At 38.6% G+C, this 25,934-nt stretch carries 22 protein-coding genes; 10 read left to right on the top strand and 12 right to left on the bottom strand.

All coding sequences use genetic code 11. The annotated features are described in order from the left end of the window. The first annotated feature begins 829 nt into the window (after positions 1 to 829). The 4 genes from QNJ50_RS03200 (at position 830) to QNJ50_RS03215 (ending at position 3,329) form a co-directional block, all read left to right on the top strand. Positions 830 to 1,243, top strand: a complete 414-nt coding sequence (locus QNJ50_RS03200) for an ABC transporter permease (protein ID WP_300631916.1) — start codon at positions 830 to 832, stop codon at positions 1,241 to 1,243. Positions 1,244 to 1,588: 345 nt separating this feature from the next. Continuing rightward, positions 1,589 to 1,777: a hypothetical protein gene (locus QNJ50_RS03205; protein ID WP_300631918.1), complete on the top strand. Its 189-nt coding sequence runs from the start codon at positions 1,589 to 1,591 to the stop codon at positions 1,775 to 1,777. Positions 1,778 to 1,890: 113 nt separating this feature from the next. Next, the gene (locus QNJ50_RS03210) at positions 1,891 to 2,409 is read left to right on the top strand and encodes a GNAT family N-acetyltransferase (protein ID WP_300631920.1); all 519 of its coding nucleotides are present in this window, start codon (positions 1,891 to 1,893) and stop codon (positions 2,407 to 2,409) included. Positions 2,410 to 2,570: 161 nt separating this feature from the next. Further along, the gene (locus QNJ50_RS03215; RefSeq protein WP_300631921.1) at positions 2,571 to 3,329 is read left to right on the top strand and encodes a HEAT repeat domain-containing protein; all 759 of its coding nucleotides are present in this window, start codon (positions 2,571 to 2,573) and stop codon (positions 3,327 to 3,329) included. Between the two features lie 738 nt (positions 3,330 to 4,067). On the opposite strand, the gene secA is transcribed toward QNJ50_RS03215, so the two are convergent. Both secA and QNJ50_RS03225 read right to left on the bottom strand, forming a co-directional pair. Continuing rightward, complete coding sequence (gene secA, locus QNJ50_RS03220; protein ID WP_300631923.1) at positions 4,068 to 6,866, bottom strand: preprotein translocase subunit SecA; 2,799 nt, start codon at positions 6,864 to 6,866, stop codon at positions 4,068 to 4,070. Positions 6,867 to 7,404: 538 nt separating this feature from the next. Beyond that, a complete protein-coding gene (locus tag QNJ50_RS03225) occupies positions 7,405 to 7,944 on the bottom strand; it encodes a cytochrome C (RefSeq protein WP_300631924.1) in 540 nt (179 codons plus the stop codon). Positions 7,945 to 8,394: 450 nt separating this feature from the next. On the opposite strand from QNJ50_RS03225, the gene QNJ50_RS03230 reads away from it, so the two are divergent. Then, positions 8,395 to 8,658, top strand: coding sequence for a DUF3303 family protein (locus QNJ50_RS03230; RefSeq protein WP_300631927.1), 264 nt, complete (start codon positions 8,395 to 8,397; stop codon positions 8,656 to 8,658). Between the two features lie 251 nt (positions 8,659 to 8,909). Here QNJ50_RS03230 and QNJ50_RS03235 read toward each other — a convergent pair whose 3' ends face one another. The 4 genes from QNJ50_RS03235 to surE all read right to left on the bottom strand — a co-directional run bounded on the left by QNJ50_RS03235 (position 8,910) and on the right by surE (position 13,466). Then, positions 8,910 to 9,818, bottom strand: a complete 909-nt coding sequence (locus tag QNJ50_RS03235; RefSeq protein WP_300631929.1) for a MoxR family ATPase — start codon at positions 9,816 to 9,818, stop codon at positions 8,910 to 8,912. Between the two features lie 191 nt (positions 9,819 to 10,009). After that, a complete protein-coding gene (locus tag QNJ50_RS03240) occupies positions 10,010 to 11,071 on the bottom strand; it encodes a bifunctional riboflavin kinase/FAD synthetase (protein WP_300631931.1) in 1,062 nt (353 codons plus the stop codon). Between the two features lie 447 nt (positions 11,072 to 11,518). Continuing rightward, positions 11,519 to 12,373, bottom strand: coding sequence for an MBL fold metallo-hydrolase (locus QNJ50_RS03245; protein ID WP_300631933.1), 855 nt, complete (start codon positions 12,371 to 12,373; stop codon positions 11,519 to 11,521). Between the two features lie 289 nt (positions 12,374 to 12,662). Continuing rightward, positions 12,663 to 13,466, bottom strand: a complete 804-nt coding sequence (surE, locus tag QNJ50_RS03250) for a 5'/3'-nucleotidase SurE (RefSeq protein WP_300631935.1) — start codon at positions 13,464 to 13,466, stop codon at positions 12,663 to 12,665. A 388-nt stretch (positions 13,467 to 13,854) separates the two neighbouring features. On the opposite strand from surE, the gene pheS reads away from it, so the two are divergent. Continuing rightward, complete coding sequence (gene pheS, locus QNJ50_RS03255) at positions 13,855 to 14,856, top strand: phenylalanine--tRNA ligase subunit alpha (RefSeq protein WP_300631936.1); 1,002 nt, start codon at positions 13,855 to 13,857, stop codon at positions 14,854 to 14,856. Between the two features lie 35 nt (positions 14,857 to 14,891). On the opposite strand, the gene QNJ50_RS03260 is transcribed toward pheS, so the two are convergent. Next, on the bottom strand, positions 14,892 to 16,349 hold the full coding sequence (locus QNJ50_RS03260) for an ATP-dependent DNA helicase RecQ (protein WP_300631938.1): 1,458 nt from the start codon (positions 16,347 to 16,349) through the stop codon (positions 14,892 to 14,894). A 653-nt stretch (positions 16,350 to 17,002) separates the two neighbouring features. On the opposite strand from QNJ50_RS03260, the gene QNJ50_RS03265 reads away from it, so the two are divergent. From QNJ50_RS03265 to QNJ50_RS03275, 3 genes are all read left to right on the top strand, one after another. Next, complete coding sequence (locus QNJ50_RS03265) at positions 17,003 to 19,471, top strand: HEAT repeat domain-containing protein (protein WP_300631940.1); 2,469 nt, start codon at positions 17,003 to 17,005, stop codon at positions 19,469 to 19,471. 65 nt (positions 19,472 to 19,536) lie between these two features. Continuing rightward, on the top strand, positions 19,537 to 19,851 hold the full coding sequence (locus QNJ50_RS03270; protein WP_300631941.1) for a hypothetical protein: 315 nt from the start codon (positions 19,537 to 19,539) through the stop codon (positions 19,849 to 19,851). A gap of 111 nt (positions 19,852 to 19,962) precedes the next feature. Next, positions 19,963 to 20,556 carry a Uma2 family endonuclease gene (locus tag QNJ50_RS03275; protein WP_300631942.1) on the top strand — a complete coding sequence of 198 codons (594 nt, stop codon included), beginning with the start codon at positions 19,963 to 19,965 and terminating at the stop codon, positions 20,554 to 20,556. Positions 20,557 to 20,564: 8 nt separating this feature from the next. On the opposite strand, the gene QNJ50_RS03280 is transcribed toward QNJ50_RS03275, so the two are convergent. The 5 genes from QNJ50_RS03280 to QNJ50_RS03300 form a co-directional block, all read right to left on the bottom strand. Next, positions 20,565 to 21,212, bottom strand: coding sequence for an HAD family hydrolase (locus tag QNJ50_RS03280; RefSeq protein ID WP_300631943.1), 648 nt, complete (start codon positions 21,210 to 21,212; stop codon positions 20,565 to 20,567). A gap of 107 nt (positions 21,213 to 21,319) precedes the next feature. Further along, a complete protein-coding gene (locus QNJ50_RS03285; RefSeq protein ID WP_300631944.1) occupies positions 21,320 to 22,018 on the bottom strand; it encodes a pyridoxamine 5'-phosphate oxidase family protein in 699 nt (232 codons plus the stop codon). 200 nt (positions 22,019 to 22,218) lie between these two features. Then, positions 22,219 to 22,707: a GNAT family N-acetyltransferase gene (locus QNJ50_RS03290; protein ID WP_300631946.1), complete on the bottom strand. Its 489-nt coding sequence runs from the start codon at positions 22,705 to 22,707 to the stop codon at positions 22,219 to 22,221. A gap of 116 nt (positions 22,708 to 22,823) precedes the next feature. Continuing rightward, the gene (locus QNJ50_RS03295; protein WP_300631947.1) at positions 22,824 to 23,309 is read right to left on the bottom strand and encodes a GNAT family N-acetyltransferase; all 486 of its coding nucleotides are present in this window, start codon (positions 23,307 to 23,309) and stop codon (positions 22,824 to 22,826) included. 17 nt (positions 23,310 to 23,326) lie between these two features. Then, positions 23,327 to 24,127 carry an MOSC N-terminal beta barrel domain-containing protein gene (locus tag QNJ50_RS03300; protein WP_300631948.1) on the bottom strand — a complete coding sequence of 267 codons (801 nt, stop codon included), beginning with the start codon at positions 24,125 to 24,127 and terminating at the stop codon, positions 23,327 to 23,329. Positions 24,128 to 24,313: 186 nt separating this feature from the next. On the opposite strand from QNJ50_RS03300, the gene QNJ50_RS03305 reads away from it, so the two are divergent. Further along, positions 24,314 to 25,795 (top strand): PLP-dependent aminotransferase family protein, encoded by a 1,482-nt coding sequence (locus tag QNJ50_RS03305; RefSeq protein WP_300631949.1) that lies wholly within the window; start codon positions 24,314 to 24,316, stop codon positions 25,793 to 25,795. Positions 25,796 to 25,934 lie beyond the last annotated feature (139 nt).

The following is a 25,934-nucleotide window of genomic DNA, read 5'->3' on the forward strand; positions in this document are numbered from 1 at the left end:
TAACAGTTATCATATAATCTCCCAATTCCCATTACGATATAGCGCTAACCTTAACGCTACGTTTTACCAGTCACCAATACTGATGACTGTTCTTCTTGTGATGTGCTACAACGAATTGATTCCACACACAATATAAGAGAACATTACTTCTTTTCAAACCCCATAATCTCTATGTATTGTAGGCGCACGCTCAACACTTTCATTAAACTCAAAACTTCTATTAAAATTTCGTTTCAACCCATGCTATTGAGATTTAAGTTGATACAGCAAAGTCAGCACAGATGACCTTTATTGTTTATCATGAATTGCGAACGGTACACGTGAAGGATATTTAGCACACTACAACTAACAAGCAACTTGAGCTAATATGCTTTACTATTCAAAAATATTAGAATAATCTTTACTTTTATGGAAGCTTAAGATTAATACAAACCACGTAAATTTTTCTTTTTATGACGAAGTTTACAGAACTCAAAAACCTCACTACGTAGTTTGGTATTAACTATAAATCTTATTATCCAATCCAAATATTTATAAGTTCGAATAAAAATAATGATGTAAATCGGTGAATGATTTTGCTACAGCCTTTATAGAAAAACAATGTGTATCTAATATTCTGTTATGTTACTTTCTCCTAAAACTGGAAATTGTTTGCATTGAACAATTGGGGATTATCTTTTATTGTTGAATTCTTTGCTTGTTTAATTAACTTTATCGTTCCAGTATTAGATAAAACATAATTAGATTAATATTCCTGGTTATTATATTCATTTGTAAGTAATTTGATAATAGTCACAATAGCAGAATTTAATAATAAGTAAAATTATTTATGATTAAGAAAACTACTACTTTTATTTCTACTGTGATCCTTTCATTTACTGGTGTCTTACTAGGTTACGTTGTCTCCCAGTTGATTTTAGGATACATGCAGTTGAACTTAGTTACATCTTTAGGAACCTTCAGCCTAATTGTAATTTTTGGAACGATTTATTATCTTTTATTTTGGGAAATTAAACAAAGCAAATCGCTGAAATTACAGCAAGAAAGAGGTATTGAAAGAGAAAAGCCCATGCGCGATAGTCATTATAGAACCAGATTGATTGAGATGTTAGATGGTGACGTCGAAGAAGCAGAACGTCGATTTAACAAAGTTAAACAAGAATATGACCCCGACATGCCGGAAAATTTTTATTGGGAAAAAGCTTTATCTCACTTCAAACGCGAACAAGCCGGTTGGGATTAGGTTGGGGATTGGCGGATGGCGACTGGGGACTGGGGACTGGGGACTGGGTATTGGTGACTGGAAATAATAATAAGTAATGTTAGCGCCTAGCGTTAGCGTACCGTAGGTATTGCGGGGCGCGTAAGCGCACAGTAATGAGTAATGAGTTAATAATCCCTAATCTCTAATCCCTACATGGCTAACGCCACGCAATACCTAGAGGCTTCGCCGACGCCGCAGGCTCTAGCTGCGCTACCTTGCGGATCCGGTACGCTTACGCTAGGCGCTAACGCCAATCCCCAATCCCTCTTTTAACAAAACTTTAGGTATCATGTTACGGTAGGGTATCTTAGTTTCTAAATTCGTATGTCTATATTTCGTCAGTACATCGCTCCCTTACTAGTAGTGCTGATATTTGTTTGCGCTCTGGTTGCAGTTAGTGCTCGAATCTTTTTACCTTCAGATATGGCTGCACCAGCACCTATTGAAACTGATGGGGAAGTTGGATTGTCCTTACGGGGACAAGCTCTTGCTTTTTATGCTCCGGAGTTATAAAAAACTAACTACAAAAAATAGTAAATTCAATTAATATTTCAATTTATCACTAGTTATTGGTCATCAGTCAGTGGATAAATGACAAATGACAGATGAAATATAACAAATGATAGATGACAAAACAAATTTTACCTGGATACCAAATTCGTTCTGGTTCTACCTTGGATCGAGCGCTGTTGGTTAAGTTTATGCGGCTAACTTATCAAGATATGTTTCCCCAGCAAGACTTTTCTCATCTAGCGCAAACAGTCGAACAGTATTTATCGCCGCAAACACCTCTATGGTGGGTTGATTTTGTTGGAGAAACAGGAAATAACACAAATAGAAAAGAGTATTCCTCCATTTCTTTGTCTTCTCCAGTAGGATGTTTATGGATCGGGAATGCTGTCGATCAAGTTTCCGGAAATCGTCATGCTCATATCTTTTTGGTTTATGTTGTGCCCCAACATCGTCGACGTGGTATAGGTACTGCTTTAATGGAACACGCCCAACACTGGGCAAAAGAACGGGGCGATCGCCAAATTGGCTTACAGGTTTTTCCGGCAAACACAGCAGCATTAAATCTTTATCATCATTTGGGTTATCAAACTCAGTCACTGTGGATGATAAAATCTTTGCATATTGAAGATTAAATTGATAGAAAATTTAAGTTGATAAAAAATTTATTTATCCTGCCACAGGATAATAGTTATACGGTTGCTACTGAGTAACACATACAATAAAGCTATTATCCGTACAGGATTTTATGTTGTTTTGGGGATGTTACAAAATCATCTCAATTTACCATTGAAATATGTATGACGAAAAAGAGTTAAGTTTATTAGAAGCAGAAGCGGAATTCGAAAGTCCACTGGATAGTATGGAGCCACTGACTGGAGAGTCAGAAATACCCAAGCCAGATCCGGAGGAAATGCTCCCATTATTGGAACATCCCCAACCGCAACAAAGGATGTTGGCAGCACGTGCTTTTTGTGACATTGAAGATGCGCGGGCAATGCCACTTTTAATTAATCTATTAACAGATACCTGTCCTTTGGTGAGGGTTAGTGCTGCTTATGCGATCGGACGCAATCCAAGTCCAGAAGCTGTAGAACCGTTAATAGAACGACTCAATAATGACTTTAACGGTTATGTTCGTAAAGGTGTAGTGTGGGCTTTAGGTAATTGTCGAGATCCACGCTGTCTTACTTCTCTTACAGATGCTTTAAAAACTGATATTCCAGCAGTACGTTTGTGGGCTGGTAGCGCTTTAGCACAGATGTCAGATGTTGGCTATGAAGCTGTTGTGGGCTCAATGCCGGCTTTAATTGAAACCTTAGTTAAAGATCCTGTAGCTGCAGTCAGAAGTAACTGTGCTTGGGCGATCGGACAATTGTGTCGCCAACTTCCATCTAATGTTGTTTATGCAACAGCGATTGATGCTTTGATTGAAGCCTTTGCTGAAGATACGGATTTGGGAGTACGCGAAGATGCAAAGTCGGCCATCTTAGGAGTTGGAGATATTCGCGGACTACAAATGATTGAAACTTTGGAACAAGAAGGTTGGTTTTGATTCAGTTATCAGTTTATGGCTAACGCCACGCCCTTACGGGCTACAGGTAACAGGTGAAGTTTGATGTGTATTGGGAAAGCTATGTTGCTAGACGAAAATACATCAAGAAAAATTTATACTTGTAGCAGTCATAGTAAAGCAACAAACTGAGTCTTAAAAATACTGCTACCACAACAAACCTATTAACAAGAAACTAATAACTATCGCTCTTAACTGGTAAGCGACCACTGTTAACTATAGCGTTAGCTATTAGCTGTTAACTGATATAGCTGTCGCCATTATTTTTAGGACGTTTTTCTGTTCCCCGTTCCCTTTTCCCTGTCTTGGTCAGCATTCCCACCCTGCGGGGTGGCTGCGCCGGATGGTTGGTACCTGTCGGCGGCGCGGGGTTTGACCGCCGCTTTTCCCCTTAAACCAAAATTATAATGTCCTATAGGAATCCGGTTTGATTTCTGAACGAGTTTTTAGCTTTCAAGCTTGCTACATAAGCTTTTGAGTCTCAGTATATTTTCAAAAATCAAATATGAGTCCTATAGACGAGGTTTCTATTGCTATAACTGTTAGCGCAGCGTGCGCGTTCTAGCGGTTAGCGGCGAAAGACGACGCACCTACGGTGTTCACGTAGTGCGTCAAACGTGTAAGCGCACCCTGCGTGACGTTAGTCAGAGGCTTTGCCGACCGACGCCGCAGGCTCTAGCGTACTGTAAGTATTGCGCATTAACTGTTAACTGTTAACTGTTAAACTACTCCCGACCCTGAAGATACTTCTACTGTCTGCTGAGGTTGGGGTTGGAACATAAACAGCGAGTAAACCACATCGCGACGGATGTTGGTCATCATATCCAAGAATAGTTCATAACCCTCACTCTTGTATTCAATTAATGGATCTTTCTGTCCGTAACCCCGCAGACCTACAGATTCGCGTAAAGCATCCATTTGCTGTAGGTGTTCCCGCCACAAAGTATCAATCCGCTGCAAAATAAAGAAACGTTCGGCTTGACGCATTAATCCCGCCTGGAATTGATCTATCTGAGCTTCCTTCATGTCGTAGGCGATACGTACCTGTTCGTGTAAGAAGGCTTTAATCTCAGCCATTGACATATCTTCCAACTGAACTGGTTTTAGGTCTTCTAATAAATAAACAAATTCTTTGACCTTATCGACCAATTTATCCAATTCCCATTCTTCTGAAGGTAATTCTGGATTGACATAATAATTAACGATGTCATCCATTGTTTTTTCAGCGTATAAAATAATCTTTTCTTTGAGGTCTTCACCTTCTAAAGCACGACGACGTTCGGCATAAATTGCACGACGCTGATTGTTCATTACTTCGTCATACTCAAATACTTGCTTACGAATATCGTAGTAGTAAGTTTCTACTTTCTTTTGAGCATTTTCCAAGCTGCCAGTTAACATTTTAGATTCAATGGGCATATCTTCTTCCACATTGAACATATCCATTAGTCTGGCTACGCGATCGCCACCAAAAATCCGCATCAAGTTATCTTCCAAACTGAGGAAGAATCTTGTAGAACCAGGGTCACCTTGTCTTCCAGCACGTCCCCTGAGTTGGTTATCTACCCGGCGAGATTCGTGACGTTCCGTACCGATTACGTGCAACCCACCCAGACCTATGACTCGGTCGTGTTCTGCATGGGTGAAGTTTTCATACTCCCTTTTAACAGCTTGATAAGCATCCCGCAATTTCTGAATTACAGGGTCTTGTGTTGGTGCTTTTTCCGCAGCAACAGCAACTTTTTCTTCTGCTTCTAATTCTGGTAAAGAACGTTCGCCATATTCCCGAACAGCTGCTTCTACTGCTTCTTTGAGTATTTTTTCAGTTCCTTTACTTATTTCTACTGGAAAGACCTGTGGTGAAGCCTTCCAAGTTTTGACTTTACGACCGAGAACAAATCCTTCTCCAGCACTATTTGCGCTTGGTAAGCCCGATGCTGTGTGAACGCCAAAAGTATCTTCATTATCTGGCTGAACAATTCGGGGCATAAAATATTCCCGTACCTTCAAACGAGCCATATATTCTGAGTTACCACCCAGGATAATATCAGTTCCTCTACCCGCCATATTGGTAGCAATGGTAACGGAACCACTACGCCCTGCTTGAGCTACAATTTCTGCTTCTCGCTCCACGTTTTCCGGTCTAGCATTCAATAACTCGTGGTGAATTTCCAATTCCTTCAATAATTCACTGAGATATTCAGATTTTTCTACACTGGTGGTTCCTACTAGTACAGGTCTACCTGTTTCGTGCATTTCAGCACATTCTTTTGCTACCGCTCGCCACTTACCAACCTCAGTCTTAAAGACCATGTCAGCCATATCTTTACGATTTCGCGGTCTGTTAGTAGGAATTACAGTTACTTCCAGTTTGTAGATTTTTTCAAATTCAGCTTCTTCTGTTTTTGCAGTTCCTGTCATTCCACCTAATTTGTCATACAGCAAAAACAAGTTTTGGTAGGTAATGGAAGCTAAAGTTTGGGTTTCAGGTTGAATATCTACATGTTCTTTTGCTTCAATAGCTTGGTGTAAACCATCACTCCATCTTCTCCCTGGTAAGACCCTACCAGTAAATTCATCCACAATTACCACTTCACCGTTGCGGACAATGTAATTTACATCTTTAACAAATAGTTCTTTCGCTTTAATCGCATTAAATACAAAATGTGCCCAAGGGTCTTCTGGATCAAATAAATCTTTAACTTCTAGAAGTTCTTCCGCTTTTGCAAAGCCCTCATCTGTCAGCAATACATTACGAGCTTTTTCATCAACATCATAATGTTCTTCTTTGTCCAGAGATGCAGCAATTTCTGAAGCTTTCAAATACTTTTCTGTGGGACGTTCTACCTGACCAGAAATGATGAGTGGAGTTCGCGCTTCGTCAACCAGAATTGAGTCCACTTCGTCAATTACACAGTAATGAAGCGGACGCTGCACCACATCCTTCATTTCCGTCGCCATGTTGTCACGCAGGTAGTCAAAACCGACTTCACTATTAGTTACATAAGTAATATCACAGTTATAGTTTTTCTGACGTTCCTGTGGCGTCATACTTGACTGAATCAACCCGACACTCAACCCTAAAAAACGATGTACCTGTCCCATCCATTCAGCATCACGTCGAGCCAAATAGTCATTCACGGTAATTACATGGACACCCTTACCTGTCAAAGCGTTCAAATAGCTGGGCAAGGTTGCAACCAATGTTTTACCCTCACCCGTTTTCATTTCCGCAATCTGTCCGCTGTGCAGAATGATACCGCCCAATATCTGTACGTCAAAATGTCGCAAACCTAGAACTCTTCGCCCAGCTTCTCGAACCACAGCGAATGCTTCTGGCAAAATATCATCCAGAGTTTCTCCTGCTGCCAAACGCTGCTTAAATTCTGGCGTTTTGCCCTTAAGTTCTTCATCCGATAGGGCTTTTATATCTTCTTCTGCAAGATTAACATCCGTGACAGATGGTTGATATCTTTTTAGTTTACGAGCATTAGGGTCGCCGAACAGATTTTTTAGCATGACAGGTTTTTGAACAAAAATATAGGGTGATCGAATTTAAAGGCAAGGTTTGCGATAGAGTAGCTTGACGCTTTCCCGTCGTAGGGAGACACTTTAGTGTCTACAATGTCATATGTAAATTATTTACTTTATTTCACCTAAACATGCCTGTTTAGTTTACCAACGGTGTTCACAAAATGGTATTTAAATGAAGATTAACTTTGCAGTGGGATAGAAATAAGCTAATTAGCTTACTTTCACAGTCTGTTTTAATTAATAAATTATATTTTAAACATAATTAATAGTATCATTTCAGCCCCTGCAAAAGCAGCGAACTCCGACCAGGAAAGGTAGCGTTTCCCGTCACTAGCCCTTTTATAGCTACAGGTCAAACTAAGTCATTGGGGAATAAGTTTATGGTTAATGCGACCTTATGTAGATGCTGGGGAAGGTACGAGTTTATCGTTGATGATTTGAAAGCTGATTACTTGAAATTTAACAACTCAATGGTTAATAAAAAATAAAGATAGAAGTATGAGATGTAGAAGAAAATCTTCACCTATTGCTTTGGGTTATCCCATTCTGAGGATAGACGACGGAAATTGTAATCACTAGCACCAGGGTGACAAGCAACACAACTACCAAGTTTTACGGGACGGGGTAATTTTACTTGGGGATGTAGAGCGTTGAAATAACGGGAAGAATTAACGCGGTAGGGTGTTCTTTCATCTTTTTTGTGGGGACGGGAAAAGGTAGAAATATATCTCCATACCAAAATACGTCCTGGATCTACCAATGGTTTGAGAGTTGCGCCGTAGTGTTGGGAATCTTCCAAAAGATTTCTCCAAGTTTGGCTAGGTAAAACAGCAGGTGGTAAGGCAATGTGACAACTAGAACAGTTTTCTAAGTATAGTTCCTGACCTATTTTGTGTTTTGCCGGAACAACATCAACAGTACCAATTTCCGTTGAAGGAACTGCACTGTAAGCATTATTAGCAAAAGCCAAAAGCCATCCCATTCCTAAACTCCAGACTAAGACTATTACAAACATTCCTATAGATTTGTGTCTTACCTTTCGGCGATATCTACGCTTCAACATCTACAATCCTCCTCACACTCATCTGTTCTGCAAATAATTGCTTCTCGGTCGGTTAATGGTTGATTATTATAAGTCTGGATTTCAACCTATTTTTGTTTCCTGAATTTCAATATGAATATATCCTGTAAGTAAATATTCGAATGTATATGGTATATTTGCGACTCATACCTTTGGACGATAAATGGGTTACATATTTTGCTAAATTTGCTTTTAGTTAGCCCTAAACTTCAAAATATCCTTAAAAGTTTATGTTAACAGTCAACTTCCTCCACAAGTAAGGTGTGTTACTGCTTAAAAAAAACTCAGACCTAATGATGGATTTAATGTAAGCCGTAGCGCAACGTCAACTAAATCAATTCCCAGTAGGGTGTATTACAGCGCAAAAAAAAAACTCAAATCGTAATAACATAAACTCATATCTTTTTTAAAACCTTCTTTAATATGCTATTCATGGTGATCGAGCGATTTAAGGACGGTAAAACCAAAGAAATATACCGCCGATTTCAAGAAAAAGGGCGGATGATGCCAGAAGGCTTAAAATATCTGGATAGTTGGGTTGAAGTAAACTTAGAGCGTTGTTTCCAACTTATGGAATGTGACGATCTGTGTCTGTTGCAGGAATGGATATTGCAGTGGCAAGATCTAGCTGAATTCGAAATAATTCCTATCGTCTCCTCAAAACAAACAGCAGTACTTGTTAGTAAAATGCTGTAATTCCAAGCCATTACCAATTACCATATGCCGCTAAGAACGCGCGGCTGCTAACGTAGTGTACCGTAGGTATTGCGCCACGTGAGGGGTGTGGCTGGCGTAAGCCACGTTTGGACGCGGCGTAGCCGAACATCCGTAGGATGCGTCCAAACGCGCAGCGCCTTCTCAGGGGCGGGCTCTTAGCGGAGCGTGACGCCAGTCATACGCCACGCTACCGCTAACGCCGTTAGGCGCAGGCGTATACCAATTACCCATTACGGAATCGGAACCGATCGCAACAAACGCTCCATAACACTTCTAGTGCTGCGCCCGTTATTTGGTATGAGACGATGACACAGAACGTAGGGAGCAAGATATTTGACATCATCGGGAATAGCGTGATCGCGATCGCATAAAAAAGCTAAGGCTTGGGTCGCTTTTTGTAAAGCAACAGTACCGCGAGGACTAATACCAAGGGTAATTTCCTCGTCATATCTGGTAGTTCTGACCAGGTCGAGAATATATTGCTGTAATATTGTTTCAACTTTGACTTGGGCACATATTCGACGTAACTCCTGTACTTCTTCTGGAGTAATGCAAGGTTGTAAATTATTGACGTTGAATTCACCTTGAAGATTTTGCAGCATTTGTAATTCTTCTGCTGCTGAAGGATAACCCAAACTTAATGAAATCATAAATCTGTCCATTTGGGCTTCTGGTAGAGGAAAAGTTCCTTGATATTCAACTGGGTTTTGTGTTGCGATGACAAAGAAAGGTTGGGAAACTGCACGAGAAACCCCATCGACTGTTACCTGATGTTCTTCCATAACCTCTAGCAAAGCTGACTGAGTACGAGGTGTAGCGCGGTTAATTTCATCAGCAAGCAAGACATTAGCAAATACCGGTCCATGGAGAAAATTAAATTCTCCACTTTTAGGATTCCAAATGTTGGTACCGGTAATATCAGTCGGTAATAAATCTGGGGTACATTGCAAGCGCTGAAATTTACCATCAATAGAACGCGCTAAAGATTTCGCCAGCAATGTTTTGCCCACTCCAGGAACGTCTTCTAATAAAGCATGACCGCCAGAAAGCAAAGCTACTAGTATTAAGCGAATAGCATCATTCTTGCCAACAATAGTCAAAGCTAAATTTTGTTTGAGGGCGTCAATTTTTTCTCTCATGCAGTAATGGCGATTAGGGATTAAGGATAGCACTGCGTGTCCCCGCCTGTGCTAACACACCGCTAGAGCCTGCGGCGTCGGCGGAGCCTCTGGCGATTAGGAATTAGAGATTAAGGATGTAAGGATTTAAGGTTCTTACTTTCCCAGTCGCCAGTCCCCTATCGCCAATCCCTAGTATTCCCACTCAAACCTCACAACTCACTACCAAAGAAAATTTTTGCGTTGATGCAGTCTTGTTTTATTTGATTTTTTAGAGCTTCAAGACCGGAAAATTTTTGTTCGGGACGTAAAAACTTCTCCATTCTGACTTTTAGTGTTCGCTCATAAAGATCGCCAGCCCAATCAAATAAATGTACTTCTACAGATAGATTTGCACCATTTACAGTTGGACGACTACCAATATTCATTACGCCCAAGCAATGATATTCGTACTTGTTTGATACGTCATTCAGAATGGAAACGCGGACAGCATAAACTCCTTTACGCGGCAAAAATTTATCTTTAGGTATTTGCAGGTTAGCGGTAGGGAAACCAATCGTTCTACCTATTTGCTCACCGGTAACAACTTTACCAATTAGGGCGTAAGAACGACCCAGCAGTTCATTAGCTTTTTCCATATTCCCTGTTGCTAATATTTCTCGAATAAGGGAAGTACTTATACGTTCTTCCTTACCCGAGTTATCTATTTGAGTACTTCCCTGGGTTTCCAGAGAAATAATATTGACAGGAATGTTATACCTTGCAGCAATGAACTGTAAGTCTTGGGCTGTACCCCGACGCCGGGAACCAAAACGAAAATCCTCGCCCACGCTGATGCGAGCAGCCTGTAATTGTTCCACTAAAATCCTTTCTACAAAATCTTCAGGACTCAAAGCACACAAAATTTTGTCAAAAGGTAACATCACTAACTGCTCCACACCCAGCGATCGCAGTTGTTCAATTTTTTCCTCCATTGGGGTTAACCAAGCTCTAGGTTTACCCGTAAAATATTCTTGGGGATGGGGATTAAATGTTACTACTGTAGAATAAGTATGAGAAGAAGGAAGGCTTGAATTAGCAGTGAAAGTGCTTTCACCATAAATGTTACTAATTTCCTTTTTCCCTCCACTCTGCCATTCTCCCCTTATTTCGTTCTGGGAAGTCGGTAATATTGGCTCTATCACCCGTTTATGACCGCGATGAACGCCGTCAAATTTGCCAAGGGCAAGGCATGTTGGTGTTAGCGCCAATTCAGTTGAAGAAGTAACCCACACAGAACACCCATTTTGAGACAAATTTAGCACGTGGATACAAAGATTTTAGATTTGTTCGAGAACTATTTAGAAGCTTCTAGAGTGAAAACTTCCTTTCACTTTAGTATTTGCTCTTCCAAGTAACCCTTTTACTGGATCCAAACAAAAAAGGGTAAATTAGTTAAAAAATTCATGACAGAACTGACCAACTTCTTGGGTTGGATAAACTCTTTGGTTGGATATTTGTATTTCTGTTTGAATTAGCGCCCATAGATTTGTTTTGGATTAGTTTTTCAGTTATTGAAGGAGTTAATGTTAAAGCCCTCAATCACCAATCTAATCTAAAATTTCTAATATCTCCGAATGCAAATTCTACTATTTTTGACTTACTAACAGGAAATTTTTTTTGATAAAGGGGTTAATAACAGACTGCGAAACAGAACATAGATAACTAAAGATATTAGTTGTTTAGGATACATGGACTTGAAGTTCCATACCTTCTTTCGCCATTATTGCTCCAGAAAATTTTTCTTTTGCCTCTTCTCCAACTTTATCTAGAAAATCATCGTCATGAGCCGGGTCATGATGGAAAATGACCAATTGTTTCACATTCGCAGCTTGTGCAACTTTGACTGCTTCTTGCCAAGTGGAATGTCCCCAGCCAATTTTAGGGGAATTTTTACAGTAATATTCTTCGTCGGTGTAAGTGGAGTCATAAATAAGGATATCGGCATCACGTGCCAACCACAAAACATTTTTATCTAAATGGTCGGGGAAATGTTCGGTATCGGTAATATAAACTGCTGTACCACCCTTCCAACTAACTCGATATCCAACAGCTTCCCCTGGATGGTTAAGTGGTGCTGTTTCTACTGTCACATCATCTATTTTAATTTCTTCTCCAGCTTTAATATCCCGAAAATATAAATTCGCCTGCATAATCTGCAAGGGTACTGGAAAATTGGGATGAAGCATTTGATCGTTAAGGCGCTGCTCTATTGTTGAACCATCAGGTGCGATCGCGCCATATATATGAAAAGTATTTCCTTTAACAAAACCTGGAGTAAAAAAGGGGAATCCCTGCATGTGATCCCAATGGGAATGGGTAAAGAAAATATGAGCTTCTGCAGGCATTTCAGATAGTAATGACTTCCCCAAAACATGTAGTCCCGTACCACAATCAAATACCAAGCGTTTTCCTCCAACTCGCATTTCAACGCAAGAGGTATTACCGCCATAACGGACAGTGTGTGGACCTGGACATGGTATGCTGCCGCGAACGCCCCAAAAATGTACAATAAATTGATTTTCAATTCTAGACATAAGTATTGCTTGCCGTGCAAAGCAAGCGATAAATACAAAATTGTTACTTTTTATGTGTTAAGTTGATGGTGTCCAGTTGCAAGTGAGATAAGAAAGCGTTGGTTGGTAATCCAAATTTCTTAATTCATGCATTATTCATGCATTTTTTGCTAAAAACATTTTTAGGACTCCGAAACATACAAATTTTCTTCTGTAGTTAGGGTTAAGAAATATTTTTTTCATTGGATCTAATTTATAACTTAAATTTTGCCTCAATGCATTTAACGTAATCTTCACTAACAAAAAAGATTTAAAATATACTCGAAAATATATTATTTTTAAGCAGTTTATCTAAACCGCTCCCGTATGTGAGATTGTATTGCAAAGGGGTAATACTAATATATTTTTTAGCAATTACATGAACATCTACTGGTGCAGTCTTCGGCAGTCCTAAACTTTCTGGTGGTTCCAAATCCTCTTGGACTTCGCCTGTTAGCCAGTAATAATTTTTTCCTCTGGGATCTACTCGACGCTCAAAAACATCGATATAGCGTCTTATTCCTTGGCGGGTAAAGATAACTCCAGCTATTTCTTCGGTTGGAATTGGGGGAATATTAATGTTGAGTAACATTAGTTCTGATAAAGGTTTTTCTCCTAATTGACCGACTAATTTTTTAGCAAAATCAGCCGCAGGCTGAAACTCAGCACAAGTATAACTAGCAAGACTAAACGCCAAGCTAGGAATTCCTTCAATTACCCCTTCCATCGCTGCAGAAACTGTACCAGAATAAAGAACTTCTGTCCCAACATTTGCTCCTTGATTAATGCCGGAAAGTACTAAATCTGGCGGAGAATCTAGCAAAGCCCACAATGCCAATTTAACGCAATCAGAGGGGGTTCCATCACAAGTCCAAGCACGAACACTGGGATGGAATACTGATTCAATGATTTCGGCACGAATTGGTTGATGTAGAGTTAGTCCGTGTCCTGTTGCCGAACGCTCTCTATCGGGGCAGACAACCGTAACATCATGACCGGCTTCGGCTAAAGTATTTGCTAAAGCACGAATACCTAGAGCATAAACTCCATCATCGTTACTAATTAATAGTTTCATTTTTAAATGGTTATAAATTGATATTTGATGTTCGTTAGCTAAGAGTTATTGTCAGTTGTTATTGCTTATCCTCACAAGTGCCTATCTAAAAAAATATATTTTGGAAATATATTTTGGCGATTAGGGTTAGCATAGCGCGAAGCTTTAGCCAAGCGATGCGATGCGTAAGCACAGACATGTGAGTGTTTACAGCGTCGTATGGGGATTGGCAACTAGAAAGATAAATTATATTGGTTCCCAAACCGTAATTAAAATAGGTGGCATCTGTTCCATTATTTTTGATACGGATTAGGTATATTACTAATGTGACCTTGTTGGTAGATCATTAATTTTGGACTAAAAGTTCGAAAGTAATAATTATTAATTAATTTGTATTGAAGTTGAACCCATGACGAATCAGCCCAGCAGCTTAGAGGCTCAATTATTAACACTGCGACAAGAAGGAGAAAGTGCGATCGCAGCCAGTGACAATCTCGAACGCCTAGAGGAACTACGGGTCAGCTACCTGGGTAAAAAAGGACAGCTGGGTTTACTGTTGCGGACAATGGGTAAATTAAGTGCTGAGGAAAGACCGAAAGTTGGGGCAGTTGCCAATACAGTAAAAGAAGCGATCCAAGCAGCCTTAGAAAAGCAACGTGAATCTTTAGAAGCAGCAAAAATTCAAGCACAATTGGAAGCTGAGACTATAGATGTTACCATGCCGGGAATTTATCGTCCCCAAGGTCGGATTCATCCCCTCAATGGCATAATTGATCGAGCGCTAGATATTTTTGTTGGTTTGGGTTATACAGTAGCTTCTGGACCAGAGATGGAAACAGATTACTACAATTTTGAAGCACTTAATACACCGCCAGACCATCCCGCCCGCGATATGCAAGATACGTTTTATCTTCCGGACGGGAATTTACTGCGAACCCATACTTCATCGGTACAAATCAGGTTTATGGAATCTGAGGAACCACCGATTCGTATCATTGCTCCTGGGCGAGTTTATCGTCGTGATAACGTAGATGCTACCCATGCGGCAGTATTTCATCAACTGGAACTTTTGGCTGTAGATGAAGGGCTAACATTTACCGATCTCAAAGGCACGATCAAAGAGTTTTTACAACAAATGTTTGGCGAATTACCTATTCGCTTCCGTGCAAGCTATTTTCCATTCACCGAACCTTCAGCCGAAGTTGATTTGCAGTGGAACGGACGCTGGCTAGAAGTAATGGGTTGTGGAATGGTCGATCCAAATGTACTTAAAGCCGTAGGTTACGATCCGGAAATTTACACTGGCTTTGCAGCAGGATTTGGTGTAGAACGCTTTGCCATGGTACTACACCAACTAGATGATATTCGTCGCGTTTATACCAGCGACTTACGGTTTTTAAGGCAGTTTTAGGGATTGGGGATAGCACTGCGTGCTATCCCCAATCCCTACCTCCGACAATTATCACAATGTCCGCAGCGTAAATTTTGTGCTTGCTCCTTAAAGCCAAAAGCATTTAGCAAGAATTTCCAGCGACATTGCTTTGTCATCAAATATTGATTAGTTTGCTTGACTGCAGTTAATTGGGTAGACAAGCCAGAAGAATTACACTTTTTTATACGATATTTAAATGGGTCGAGCCACTCTAACTTACCCATGCTGTGCATTAGTGATAGCACTACTTCACCCTCGGTAAATTTCTCAGCAACAGTATTTACTTCTCCCATAACTGGTATTTTTTTAATCAATTTCTGAGCAGATAATAATTGCGATCGCATTTTTTCGGTAAAAAACTTTTGTCTTTGTTTGTCCTCCGGATCTAGCCATCCTGTGGGTTCACTAATTAAAGTTAATGCTCGAGCAGGTTTCCCATCTCTACCCGCTCTTCCTATTTCTTGCACGTATTCGGAAAGCAATAATGGTGCATGGTAATGAGCAACCCAACGCACATCAGGTTTATTTATACCCATACCAAAAGCAGAAGTACAGACAACAAAAGGTATTGTCCCATTCAACCATTTTGCTTCAATATTGCGACGTTCCTCTGCATCTAGTCCACCATGGTAGCTAGCGGTTATGTAACCTTTATTTTGCAGCCACGTGGATAATTCTTCGCTGTCTCGCCTTGTACGGACATAAACTAAGCCCGCTTGTTGAGATTTTCCTCTAACAAATCCTTTAATAAAACTTAATAATTGTTGTTGTCTGGATCGTGGAGTCCAAGCAATGGAAATTTTGGGATGAAGGTTAGGGCGATAGGGATTGAGGCGATAAATTTGTGGTTGTTGTAATTGTAAAACTTGTTGGATAACTTTTTGTGCTTCCAAGTCGGCTGTTGCTGTAAATGCCGCTAAACTTATCTTTGTTCCTGGTGGTTTTGATTTTTGTAATGTTTTTCGCACTGCTCCCAAACGACGGTAAGCGGGACGAAAAGTATCTCCCCACTGTACAAGACAATGGGCTTCATCCAAAATTAAAGCGTTAATTTTTAATTGGGGATGACACAGTTTTTCCCATACCTGAGGACTAAGTAAAGTCTCCGGAGATAAATACAGTAATCTCAAACTTTGTTGTTCTAATGCTTGCAAAGTTTTTCGTCTTTGCCAAGGGGGTAATTCACTGTGTAAAAGAGCTGCTGGTAATTTTTTCTGTTGTAGTTCAGCCACTTGGTTTTCCATTAAAGCAACCAATGGCGAAACAACTAAAGTTAACCCTGTTTGTAATAATGCTGGAAGTTGGAAACAAATTGATTTTCCCCCACCTGTAGGCATTATAATTAATGCATCTTTATGGGCTAATAAATTATTAATAATTTCACCTTGGGGAAAGCGGAAATCTTCATAACCCCAAATACTTTTAAAGCTTGCACGAATTTGACACCAAGATGGGATTTCAAGTTGATTCATAACTTATATGGGTTGGTAGATACACCCCTCTCATTGCACCTTTTTATTTGACGAGACTTAAAATATAGCGTTACTTTTCATAGCTATGGTTCAGTGATTTCATCCATATTATCCAATGTTTTTCTACAGAGACTAGTATGTAATTCTATGTATATAATTACATACTGATTATATAATTTTATATATATAAAAAGTGGTTAATAATATTTTTTTGATTGGCATTATTGAGAAGTATTTTATTTATTCAAATACTTCTATTAGAAAATAAAATTAAATACTATATAGATTATGCTTTATTTAAAATTCAAAATATAAATAATATGTTTTTTTAAATTTATTGAATTAGCATTATATCTGTTTATTTTTCTATTTAAAATAGAAAATCATCTACTATTGATAATAATGAAATTTTATGATTCAGCATCGATTATGATATTTTTTTTTAAAAAACTAATGTTTTCAAATGCTTTCAAAATGTCTAGAAAAATATTCTAAAAATCTATCTAAAATTATTTATATTTGGGCGTTTATCAAGAAAAATATAAATCTGAACCCTGACTTTATAACCCCGCAAATTCTATGGTTCGCAATAACCAGGTCAATAAGCAGATTACAATGTATTCAGTTTTCCCATGACTGGAGTTAACAATTTCATGAGAACGCAAACTATCAGGCGATTACTAAAGGCGTCACTGAAAGTAGCTGTGTTGTCTGTGATGATATTCTGGTTGTGGACTGGAAATAGTTGGGCACAAATCACTACGAACACAAAGATTGAACCCTTAATTGAAAAATTAGCAAGTAAGAATGTCAGATTTACTGATGCTGCTGATGCTTTGGTTAATATCGGTGAACCTGCTGTTGGGGCTTTAATTGAAGCTTTGAAAAATGAAGATAGTAACCTACGTTGGCGCGCAGCTTCGGTATTAAGCGATATTGGTGTAGAAGCAGCACCTGCAGTTGAAGCTTTGACATTAGCATTACAGGATGACGACCCGCAAGTTAGACTTTATGCGACCATTGCTTTGGGAAATATTGGTGAAGCAGCAAAACCTGCAGTACCTTCATTAATTGCAGCTTTACAGGATAAGGAACAATATGTACGAATTTATGCACCATCAGCACTACGAAAAATTGGTGTAGAAGCTAAAGTCGCAGTTCCGGCATTAATTGGGGCGTTAAAAGATAATAATGTTGGAGTACGTCTGAATGCTGCTTATGCTTTAGGAGCAATGGGAAGCGACGCTTCATCCGCAATCCCAAATCTAATTAAATTGCTTGATGATGAAAAATCTTATGTACGTCATGCTGCTGTTAAAGGTTTAGGAGGTATCGCCGCAGGTTTTCAGGACGAAGCTGCTAAACTTTCTAGTAGCAAGTTAGCCCATGTAATATCAGATTTCGAACCAGTTCTAAAAACTCTGGAAGAAAACGAAAATAATAAATTTACCCTAGAAGAAATCGTCCGGATACGTCGTCCCCTCAATGCAATTAAAGCTGAAAAAGAAACTCGTTTATTCGATAAGGGTTCGGAGTGGGTATTACAGCATAAATTACTTTTGGGAATTGCTGCTTACATTACTTTGCTACCATTGCTATGGTTGATTATGCTCAGGGTAAAACCATTATGGCTATTAAAAATTAATAATGCCCTGAAACCCTACACAGATTTTTCTCTTCCATTAATCAGCATTAACGTTCCCCTCAGATATGTATTATTTGTCGGTTGGTTTCATTACCACCCAAAAGTACTTGATGCTTGGGTTGGAAAATATATCAAATCTGTGCGGGAGCAATTCCCGAAAAAAGATACTGTTAGTTATCGCTCCTGTTATATTCCTATCCCTGTAGTTCTTGAAGGTAATACCGTTCCCCAACTAACTTCGAAAAATTTGCAATCAACATTCAAAAAACAGCGCACTTGCATACTTGTTAATGGGGAAGGCGGTATTGGTAAAACTAGTTTAGCTTGTCAAATTGCTAACTGGGCAATGGCGGAGGAAAAGGAAAAACGTCTCTGCGAACATTTGATGTTACCCATCTTCTTAGAAGAGGAATTTCGGGAAGTTGAAGATAAATCACGTCTATTGGAAGCAATTCGGGGACAGTTACAAGCCTTAATTGACGAACCAGAGCCAATTTGCGAGGAGTTATTGATTCCTTTGTTAAGAAAGCGACGCATTTTAGTTATTGTCGATCGCTTCTCCGAATTAAGTGCTGATACCCGAGATGCGATTCAACCAGAATCTCCTGATTTTCCTGTCAATGCATTGGTAATTACTTCCCGAATTGAAGAAAAATTGGGAAGGGTGAATAAAACAGTCATTAAACCCCTGCGAATAGAAGCAAATAAGCTGTCTTCATTTATGGAAGCTTATTTAACCCTGCGGGACAAACGGGATAAATTTACAGACCAAGAGTTCTTTGATGCTTGTAATCGCCTTTCCTTGATGATTGGCGAGCGTAATATTACTGTTTTGCTGGCTAAACTTTATGCCGAACAATTGATTGCTAATGTTGATATGCAGCAGGAGAATTCGTTACCTGAAAATGTTCCTAGCCTAATGTTAGGTTATCTCAATGAAGTTAACCGCGACGTAACTGAAGATAACTTAGACGATCGCACAGTTCACCAAGACATGAAGGCGATCGCTTGGGAATGTTTGCAGGAAAATTATCAGCCAGGAAACGCTAAACTCAATGATGCGATCGATGCACTATCAGATATGGGTGTTGATGAGCCGGAAATGCATCTTGATTATTTAGAAAATCGTTTACATTTGATTCAAACTATAGGTTACGCTAAAGACGAAATTCGTTTTTGCTTGGATCCTTTAGCCGAGTATTTAGCAGGTTTGTATGTTGTAGAAGCCCTTGGTGATAATAATGGTAAATGGCGTTCTGATTTCTTTAAACAAGTTGACGATTTAGTCAAGAAGGGCGCACAAGATAATATTAAAGGTTTTTTATTAGCGGTAAGAGATTCCTATTTGTCTAAGATTAGTAATGCAAAAGAATGTGATTTTGTACTCCAGAAGTTAGATAAGTTAACAGGAGTTGAAAATTCTGGGAATAACTTTGAGAATAATTCAGACAAAACGATTCAATCAGCCAGTTCTTAATCGTTTTGATTCATTTTGCTATAGATTTATGTTACTAAAAATAAGCTATCTAGTCTAAATCCACAATGTCTATTAGCAAGCACTTAGAAAATTATTGGGAGGGGATGAAAGCATACGATAAATGTCATCCCCCAACTATTAATTCTCAATGGGAAGCATTTTATGGTGAATTAAGAGAATTTATGGAAACACCAAACATTGGAGAAGCATGGGATATTTTACATTCAGGTGGAAGATTATTTTGGAAGTTAACAGGTATTCCACTACAATTATTAGCTATACCAACTGTATCTAAACACAGTCAGCGTTATGGAATGTATGGTTGTATCCGCAGTCAGCGTAATTGTGAAGGGAAATGCTGTTCTAAATTAAATCGATAATTTCGGTTAAGAAAAGCTCCTTATTTTTACTATAAAAATCTTGTTCTCATACTCAAATGAATAAGTACATAATGGACTTACAATAAAAATAGTTTTTCGCTGCTTCAAACAGTGTTAGGTTCAACCCAATCTTTATATCTCACTCCAGAAGAATACCTCCAAGTCGAGGAAAAAAATGATAGAAAGCATGAATATATTAACGGTTACCTCCGTAAAATGAGTGATGTTAATGATTCCCACGTTACCATTGCTGGAAATCTTGCTATACTCATCCGCGATCGCGTGCGTGTTTCTGGTTGTCGAGTATATATTTCCGACATGAAAGCCCGAATCGAAAAACAAAATCGCTACTATTATCCTGACGTAATGGTCAGTTGTGATGAACGGGATAAAGAAAACACTACATTTAAAAAATTTCCTTGTTTAATCGTTGAAGTCTTATCTGATTCTACGGAAGCTTTCGACCGGGGGGATAAATTCGCAGATTATCAATTATTAGAAACTTTGCAAGAATACGTTGTAATTAACACTAAACGTCAAAGGGTTGAGTGTTTTCGTCGTAATAATGAAGGACTTTGGGTATTGCAGTCTTATACGTCAGAAGAAAAATTATTTCAACTGCAAAGTATTAATTTTGAAGGGGAAATGGATGCACTGTATGAAGATGTAGTATTTCCTGAAACTACACTGAAAGAACCTAATTAATATTATTCTCAATTATTCTCAACCAATTCTGGTAATAACTTCATCTCATCAAAAATGATATGAGCACCAGCTGCTGTTAATTTTTCTGGTTTCATCAGTTTTGCATAACCAAATACTGTCATACCTGCTGCTACTCCACCTTTAACTCCAATTGGAGTATCCTCAACAACTACACATTTTTCTGGTTTAAATCCCATCTTTTCCGCAGCATACAAAAAGATATCAGGATGAGGTTTTCCATTTGCAACTTCTGTCACGCTGAATAGTTTATCCTCAAAGTAAGATAATAAATTTGTTATTCCTAAAGTTGTTTGCATTTTTTCCCGATCGCCGCTTGATGCAACACAATAGGGTAAATTTAATCTGTCTAAAGCATCTTTTATTCCTTCAACGGCTTGTAATTCAGATTCAAGGGCTTTTTTGGTTCGTACCTTATATTCACCGACAAATGTTTTTGGTATGGATTTACCCAACATACCTTGAATCATTTCCAGACAAGTCGTCATAGAATTACCAACAAACTTATTAAACATATCTTCAAGGGTAAGATTTAATCCCAACTCGTTAAGCATTTGTGCAAAAACTGTGTTGGTTATCCTTTCGCTATCAACCAATACTCCATCACAATCAAAAATTACTAATTCAAACTGATGCATTAAAAAATCCTTCAAAAGAACTTATCACTTACATAAAACAGCAAATAGCAGACTCATTATTAAATTGTGCAAGCCTCTTTAAACGATTTTTGCTATTTGATTTTCCATTACGAAACCGAATTAACTCGATCGCGAGTGTATTTTTCCACATAATCAGGTACAACCATACCTTCAAGTAAGCGATTGTCAGCAATAGCTTGACCTGCAACTAGCTTCAAAGGTAAAACACCCGCCCATACAGGTAAATTATAGTCAGCTTCATCATCTATGGGCATTCCCGTTCTAACTTTTGCTGATGCTTCATTTAAAGGTAAGGAAAGTACTAAAGTTCCTTGTAATTCCCCACTATTGGGTGATCTAACTTCTCCCCATCTCCCAGATATTATCTGTTCGGTAAAGGCTTCTAATGCTTGCAATTTCTCCTCTGGATCTTTAACTATTTCTGCTGTACCAAAAATGACTACAGAACGATAGTTCATGGAAAGGTGAAATGCAGAACGTGCTAGCACTAACCCATCAAGTAGAGTAACTGTAACGCAAACTTCGATACCTTGAGATAGGGAGCGCAACATTCGACTTGCAGGAGAACCATGAATATAAATTTTATCTCCAACTCTCCCAAAGGCTGTGGGAATTACGAATGGTTGATTATTCGCAATAAATCCTACATGACAAATTAATGCTTCATCTAAAATGTCATAAATTACCTGAAGTTCATAATTTCCACGTTTTGGTACTCGTTTAACTTGACTGCGTTGGCTAGGAGTCAGTTTTTCTGAATCGATTTGTTTTTTTGAAGTATTCATAACTATGATGTAATTTCAATTTTTTGGTATTACTTAACTAATGACTGAAAGTGAAAAAGAGCAAAAAGTTGTTATCGATAGGCTAAATTTGATGTAGTTTTCCTACAATATATATCTGCACCTATAGCTAATTAAGAATTTATGAACAAAAATCTACTGCAGAGATTTAATACTTGCATATCTTCATAGCATCTAAAAATCTATTGGTATGAATTCTGAGAGATTGCTTCAAGATCCAAGCGACATAGTCTAGCTTTTTGAATAATCTTTGCACCTATCCTTTGATAAAATTTTATTCCTCTTTCATTTTGTGCAGCTACAGTCCAATCAATTCTGCCACAACCTTTTAATTGTGCAATTTTACACAAATTTTGGATTAATCCTTCACCTATCCCTTTACTTCGGTATTCGGTCTTAATGTATAGATCATCTAACCAGATACAAGGTTTAGCCAAGAATGTTGAGTATGTAAAGTGATAGGTAGCAAAACCAACTAAATTACGATCTATTTCAGCGACAAGGACGAATGCAAGGGGTTTTTGACCAAATAAATCATCTTTCAGTTTTTCAGGTGTTGTTTTTACAGATTCAGGAAACCCATCAAATTCAGCTTTTAAGCAAATCAATTCCATGATGCTGGGAATATCTCTGTTCTCTGCATCTCGGATTGCAATATGTTTCTGGATCATAATTTACGAATTCAGGTTGAGAATGCTTACCCTAACAACTAAAAAAGAAGGGTTATGAGGAAGAAAAAATTAAATCGCTTGATTTTTGCTTCATTTATTCAGCCCAATCGGTAAAGTTACATCTGAGTCAAATCTAAATGCATTGCATTACTGTTAATAAAACCCAAACCTTCATATACGGATTTTCCTTCTGGTGAAGCGTTTAGAACCGCTCTGGTACAACCAATTTTATGCAAATATTCAACTGTTTTTCTAGTTAATTTTCTCGCTATTCCTTGTCTGCGATAAGGCTTTTCCACATACACACCCCAAATATATCCGTAGTTGCGATACTCTGCTTTTAAAGCATTTGGATACAAACCTGCAAAAAGTTGACAACTTGCAGAACCTACAATTACATCATTAACAAGAGCAACAAATCCCTGATAAGATAAATTCTGTCGAGCTTGTTCGATAAAGTTAACAGTATTATTCTCACAGTCTGAGTGAATTAATTCTTCGGGAACTCCTATATCCAGCCACATTTGCTGAAAATGCTTGGCAATTATTGAATCTTCCCGTACAGTTGTTTCTCTAATGACGATCTGTTTTTCTGCTTCCATATTCAGGATATGACAAACTATGATATTAAATTTACTTTGTCACCTACTCGAATAACTTGATTTTCAACCTCCGAACTCGCCAATCTGGTATTCACGGTGAGTTTATAGAAATGATCGAAACGAGATGTGGTTACCCATTGAGGTAAAGTTTCTTGACGCTTAGTAATAAATATTTTCTGGAATTTGGGATGATTTTTACCAGTAACAGCATCTCTAGCGAAAACGATACAACGCTGACAGGGATTAACTCCTAAAAAATTCAGATTCCCAATTTGAAATGGAACAACATCCCCTGTTTCCGAAAATAATCTATCTTCCCAAAAAGCTGGAACGCCATCAATTTCGATGGTACTGCGTAACTGACGACGTATGTCATTTTCATCTAAATGAGAATACCAAGAAGCTACTTCTTTTAGAGTCCCATTACTAACTATTGTTGGACCAGTAGACACAGTATCATCAGGAAAACCTGTCAATAAATTTTGCCGTACTTTGACTGTAAAACCAAAAAAACTACTCAGCCACCCCTCCAAAGCTGGTTTTCCTGTTTCTAAATCAAAGCTTTGTTCTTCATCACTCCCTTGGATCTGTAAAGAAACAGCTTTAGACTCCAAAATAAATTTTGTCCGCAACTGATGAACTTTGGGATTGCGCTTACCATTCACAAACTTACCTTGTTCGTCAAACATTGCAAATTCGCGATCGCCTTGAAGTGCACCACTCGGAAGAACAGATGCTTCCTTAACTTCAACTCCATCAAGGGATTTGATCGGATAGATGCAAATCTTGCTTACAGTAGGCATACTCGGAGGCTTCATAAAAGCTCAAAATTACTTTTGGTTCACTTTAACTTTATTGGTATCTATATAGAATAAGTTAATTTCCTTATTGGTTTGTTACAAGAGCCAATTTAATTTTTTAGTGCCAGTCCACTTTGCTTTAATAGTTAATAATAAGGCAATGAATAATAAGGGAATGGGGGAAGTTAATAAAAAATGGGGAATATGGATGTAGCGATTGCACTCAGTAGCAGTTCTTCAATCCCGCTACACCAACAGATTTATGAGGGACTGCGTCAAGCTATCCTTAAGGGAAGACTACCTCCTGGGAGCCGTATTCCCTCAACCAGATCTTTATCTAAATCTTTGGGAATTTCTCGTTCTACTGTTACCCAAAGTTACGAGCGACTTAATAGTGAAGGTTATTTAGAAACCATTATTGGTAGTGGTACTTTTGTTTGCAAGCAACTACCAGAAGAACTGCTATATTCAACTCCAATTGAATTTTCCAGTAAAGTTACTCGGAGTCCAATTAAATTATCCGGCTATGGTAGAATTTTAATCTATGCTGATAATGTACCAAAAATCGATGATTCTCTACTGACAATAAAATTCCGCTTCGGGCGCCCAGCTTTTGACCAATTCCCAATCGAATTATGGCGTAGATTACTGTCGCGCTATTGTAGTGCTGATCTAGATTGGTTGGACTACTCGACAGATCCCTTAGGTTATAAACCTTTAAGGGAACAGATTACTCATTATTTATCGCGTTCCCGTGCTGTAAATTGTGAACCTGATCAGATATTGATTACCAATGGTACGCAGCAAGCACTCGATCTAATTCTACGTCTGTTAATTGAGCCTGAAGAGATTATTGCCATAGAAGACCCCGGTTATTTGAGTGCAAGATTAATATTCCAAACCCATGGCGCTAAAATTTTACCAATTGGCGTCGATGAGTCTGGTTTGATCGTTGAACAAATACAAAAATCGACATTACCCAATATTCGGCTAGTTTATGTTACTCCTTCCCATCAATTTCCTACCGGCGCAGTTTTATCCTTACCCCGACGTTTACAACTATTGGCTTGGGCACAACAAAACGGTACCCTAATTATTGAAGATGATTATGATAGCGAATATCGCTACAATGGACGACCAATCCCCGCATTGCAAGGATTGGACAGAGGTTCTTGTGTGCTTTATGTGGGAACATTCTCCAAGGTTCTTTTTCCTTCTTTACGAATAGGGTATCTAGTTTTACCAAAGAGCTTAGTCTCTATATTTACCCGTGCGAAATGGTTGAGTGGTCGTCATTTACCAATCCTAGAACAACAGGTACTTGCAGAGTTTATTAAAGCCGGACATTTAGAAAGACATATTCGAAAAATGCGATCGCTATATGACCAACGTCGCCAAACTTTAGTCCAAGCATTGAAGGATTACTTTGGCAAAAAAGCAACAATTTTAGGAGAACAAGCTGGTATCCATCTGATGGTCTGCTTACAAACAAATTTAACAGATGAAGAAATAATTCACCGTGCTGCAGAAGTCAATGTGGAAATGACACCTGCAAGCCCCAATTACCTGAACATCGACTCAAAATGTAATAATTCCAGGGGTGAATTTATCTTTGGTTATGGAGAATTAACCAAACAACAACTTCAAGAAGGTATTCGCAGACTAGCTAAAACTCTCATCACTTAATGTTTACCACCTGTCTAACCTTTAATTACTAGTAAATAATAATACAATTTTATAGGGTCGTGAGCCACAAACACTACGTAGTATCAAAAAAAATACTACACCTCAAGATTTTGTATGATTTTCCTTAGTCTGAGTATTA

This window comes from Mastigocoleus sp. MO_188.B34 (genome assembly GCF_030065675.1).
GTDB lineage: Bacteria > Cyanobacteriota > Cyanobacteriia > Cyanobacteriales > Nostocaceae > Mastigocoleus.

Coding starts and splice junctions, on each gene's coding strand:
- QNJ50_RS03200 (WP_300631916.1), top strand. CDS start 830: ATGATTAAGAAAACTACTACTTTTATTTCTACTGTGATCCTTTCATTT.
- QNJ50_RS03205 (WP_300631918.1), top strand. CDS start 1,589: ATGTCTATATTTCGTCAGTACATCGCTCCCTTACTAGTAGTGCTGATA.
- QNJ50_RS03210 (WP_300631920.1), top strand. CDS start 1,891: ATGACAAAACAAATTTTACCTGGATACCAAATTCGTTCTGGTTCTACC.
- QNJ50_RS03215 (WP_300631921.1), top strand. CDS start 2,571: ATGTATGACGAAAAAGAGTTAAGTTTATTAGAAGCAGAAGCGGAATTC.
- secA (WP_300631923.1), bottom strand. CDS start 6,866: ATGCTAAAAAATCTGTTCGGCGACCCTAATGCTCGTAAACTAAAAAGA.
- QNJ50_RS03225 (WP_300631924.1), bottom strand. CDS start 7,944: ATGTTGAAGCGTAGATATCGCCGAAAGGTAAGACACAAATCTATAGGA.
- QNJ50_RS03230 (WP_300631927.1), top strand. CDS start 8,395: ATGGTGATCGAGCGATTTAAGGACGGTAAAACCAAAGAAATATACCGC.
- QNJ50_RS03235 (WP_300631929.1), bottom strand. CDS start 9,818: ATGAGAGAAAAAATTGACGCCCTCAAACAAAATTTAGCTTTGACTATT.
- QNJ50_RS03245 (WP_300631933.1), bottom strand. CDS start 12,373: ATGTCTAGAATTGAAAATCAATTTATTGTACATTTTTGGGGCGTTCGC.
- surE (WP_300631935.1), bottom strand. CDS start 13,466: ATGAAACTATTAATTAGTAACGATGATGGAGTTTATGCTCTAGGTATT.
- pheS (WP_300631936.1), top strand. CDS start 13,855: ATGACGAATCAGCCCAGCAGCTTAGAGGCTCAATTATTAACACTGCGA.
- QNJ50_RS03260 (WP_300631938.1), bottom strand. CDS start 16,349: ATGAATCAACTTGAAATCCCATCTTGGTGTCAAATTCGTGCAAGCTTT.
- QNJ50_RS03265 (WP_300631940.1), top strand. CDS start 17,003: ATGAGAACGCAAACTATCAGGCGATTACTAAAGGCGTCACTGAAAGTA.
- QNJ50_RS03270 (WP_300631941.1), top strand. CDS start 19,537: ATGTCTATTAGCAAGCACTTAGAAAATTATTGGGAGGGGATGAAAGCA.
- QNJ50_RS03280 (WP_300631943.1), bottom strand. CDS start 21,212: ATGCATCAGTTTGAATTAGTAATTTTTGATTGTGATGGAGTATTGGTT.
- QNJ50_RS03285 (WP_300631944.1), bottom strand. CDS start 22,018: ATGAATACTTCAAAAAAACAAATCGATTCAGAAAAACTGACTCCTAGC.
- QNJ50_RS03290 (WP_300631946.1), bottom strand. CDS start 22,707: ATGATCCAGAAACATATTGCAATCCGAGATGCAGAGAACAGAGATATT.
- QNJ50_RS03295 (WP_300631947.1), bottom strand. CDS start 23,309: ATGGAAGCAGAAAAACAGATCGTCATTAGAGAAACAACTGTACGGGAA.
- QNJ50_RS03300 (WP_300631948.1), bottom strand. CDS start 24,127: ATGAAGCCTCCGAGTATGCCTACTGTAAGCAAGATTTGCATCTATCCG.
- QNJ50_RS03305 (WP_300631949.1), top strand. CDS start 24,314: ATGGATGTAGCGATTGCACTCAGTAGCAGTTCTTCAATCCCGCTACAC.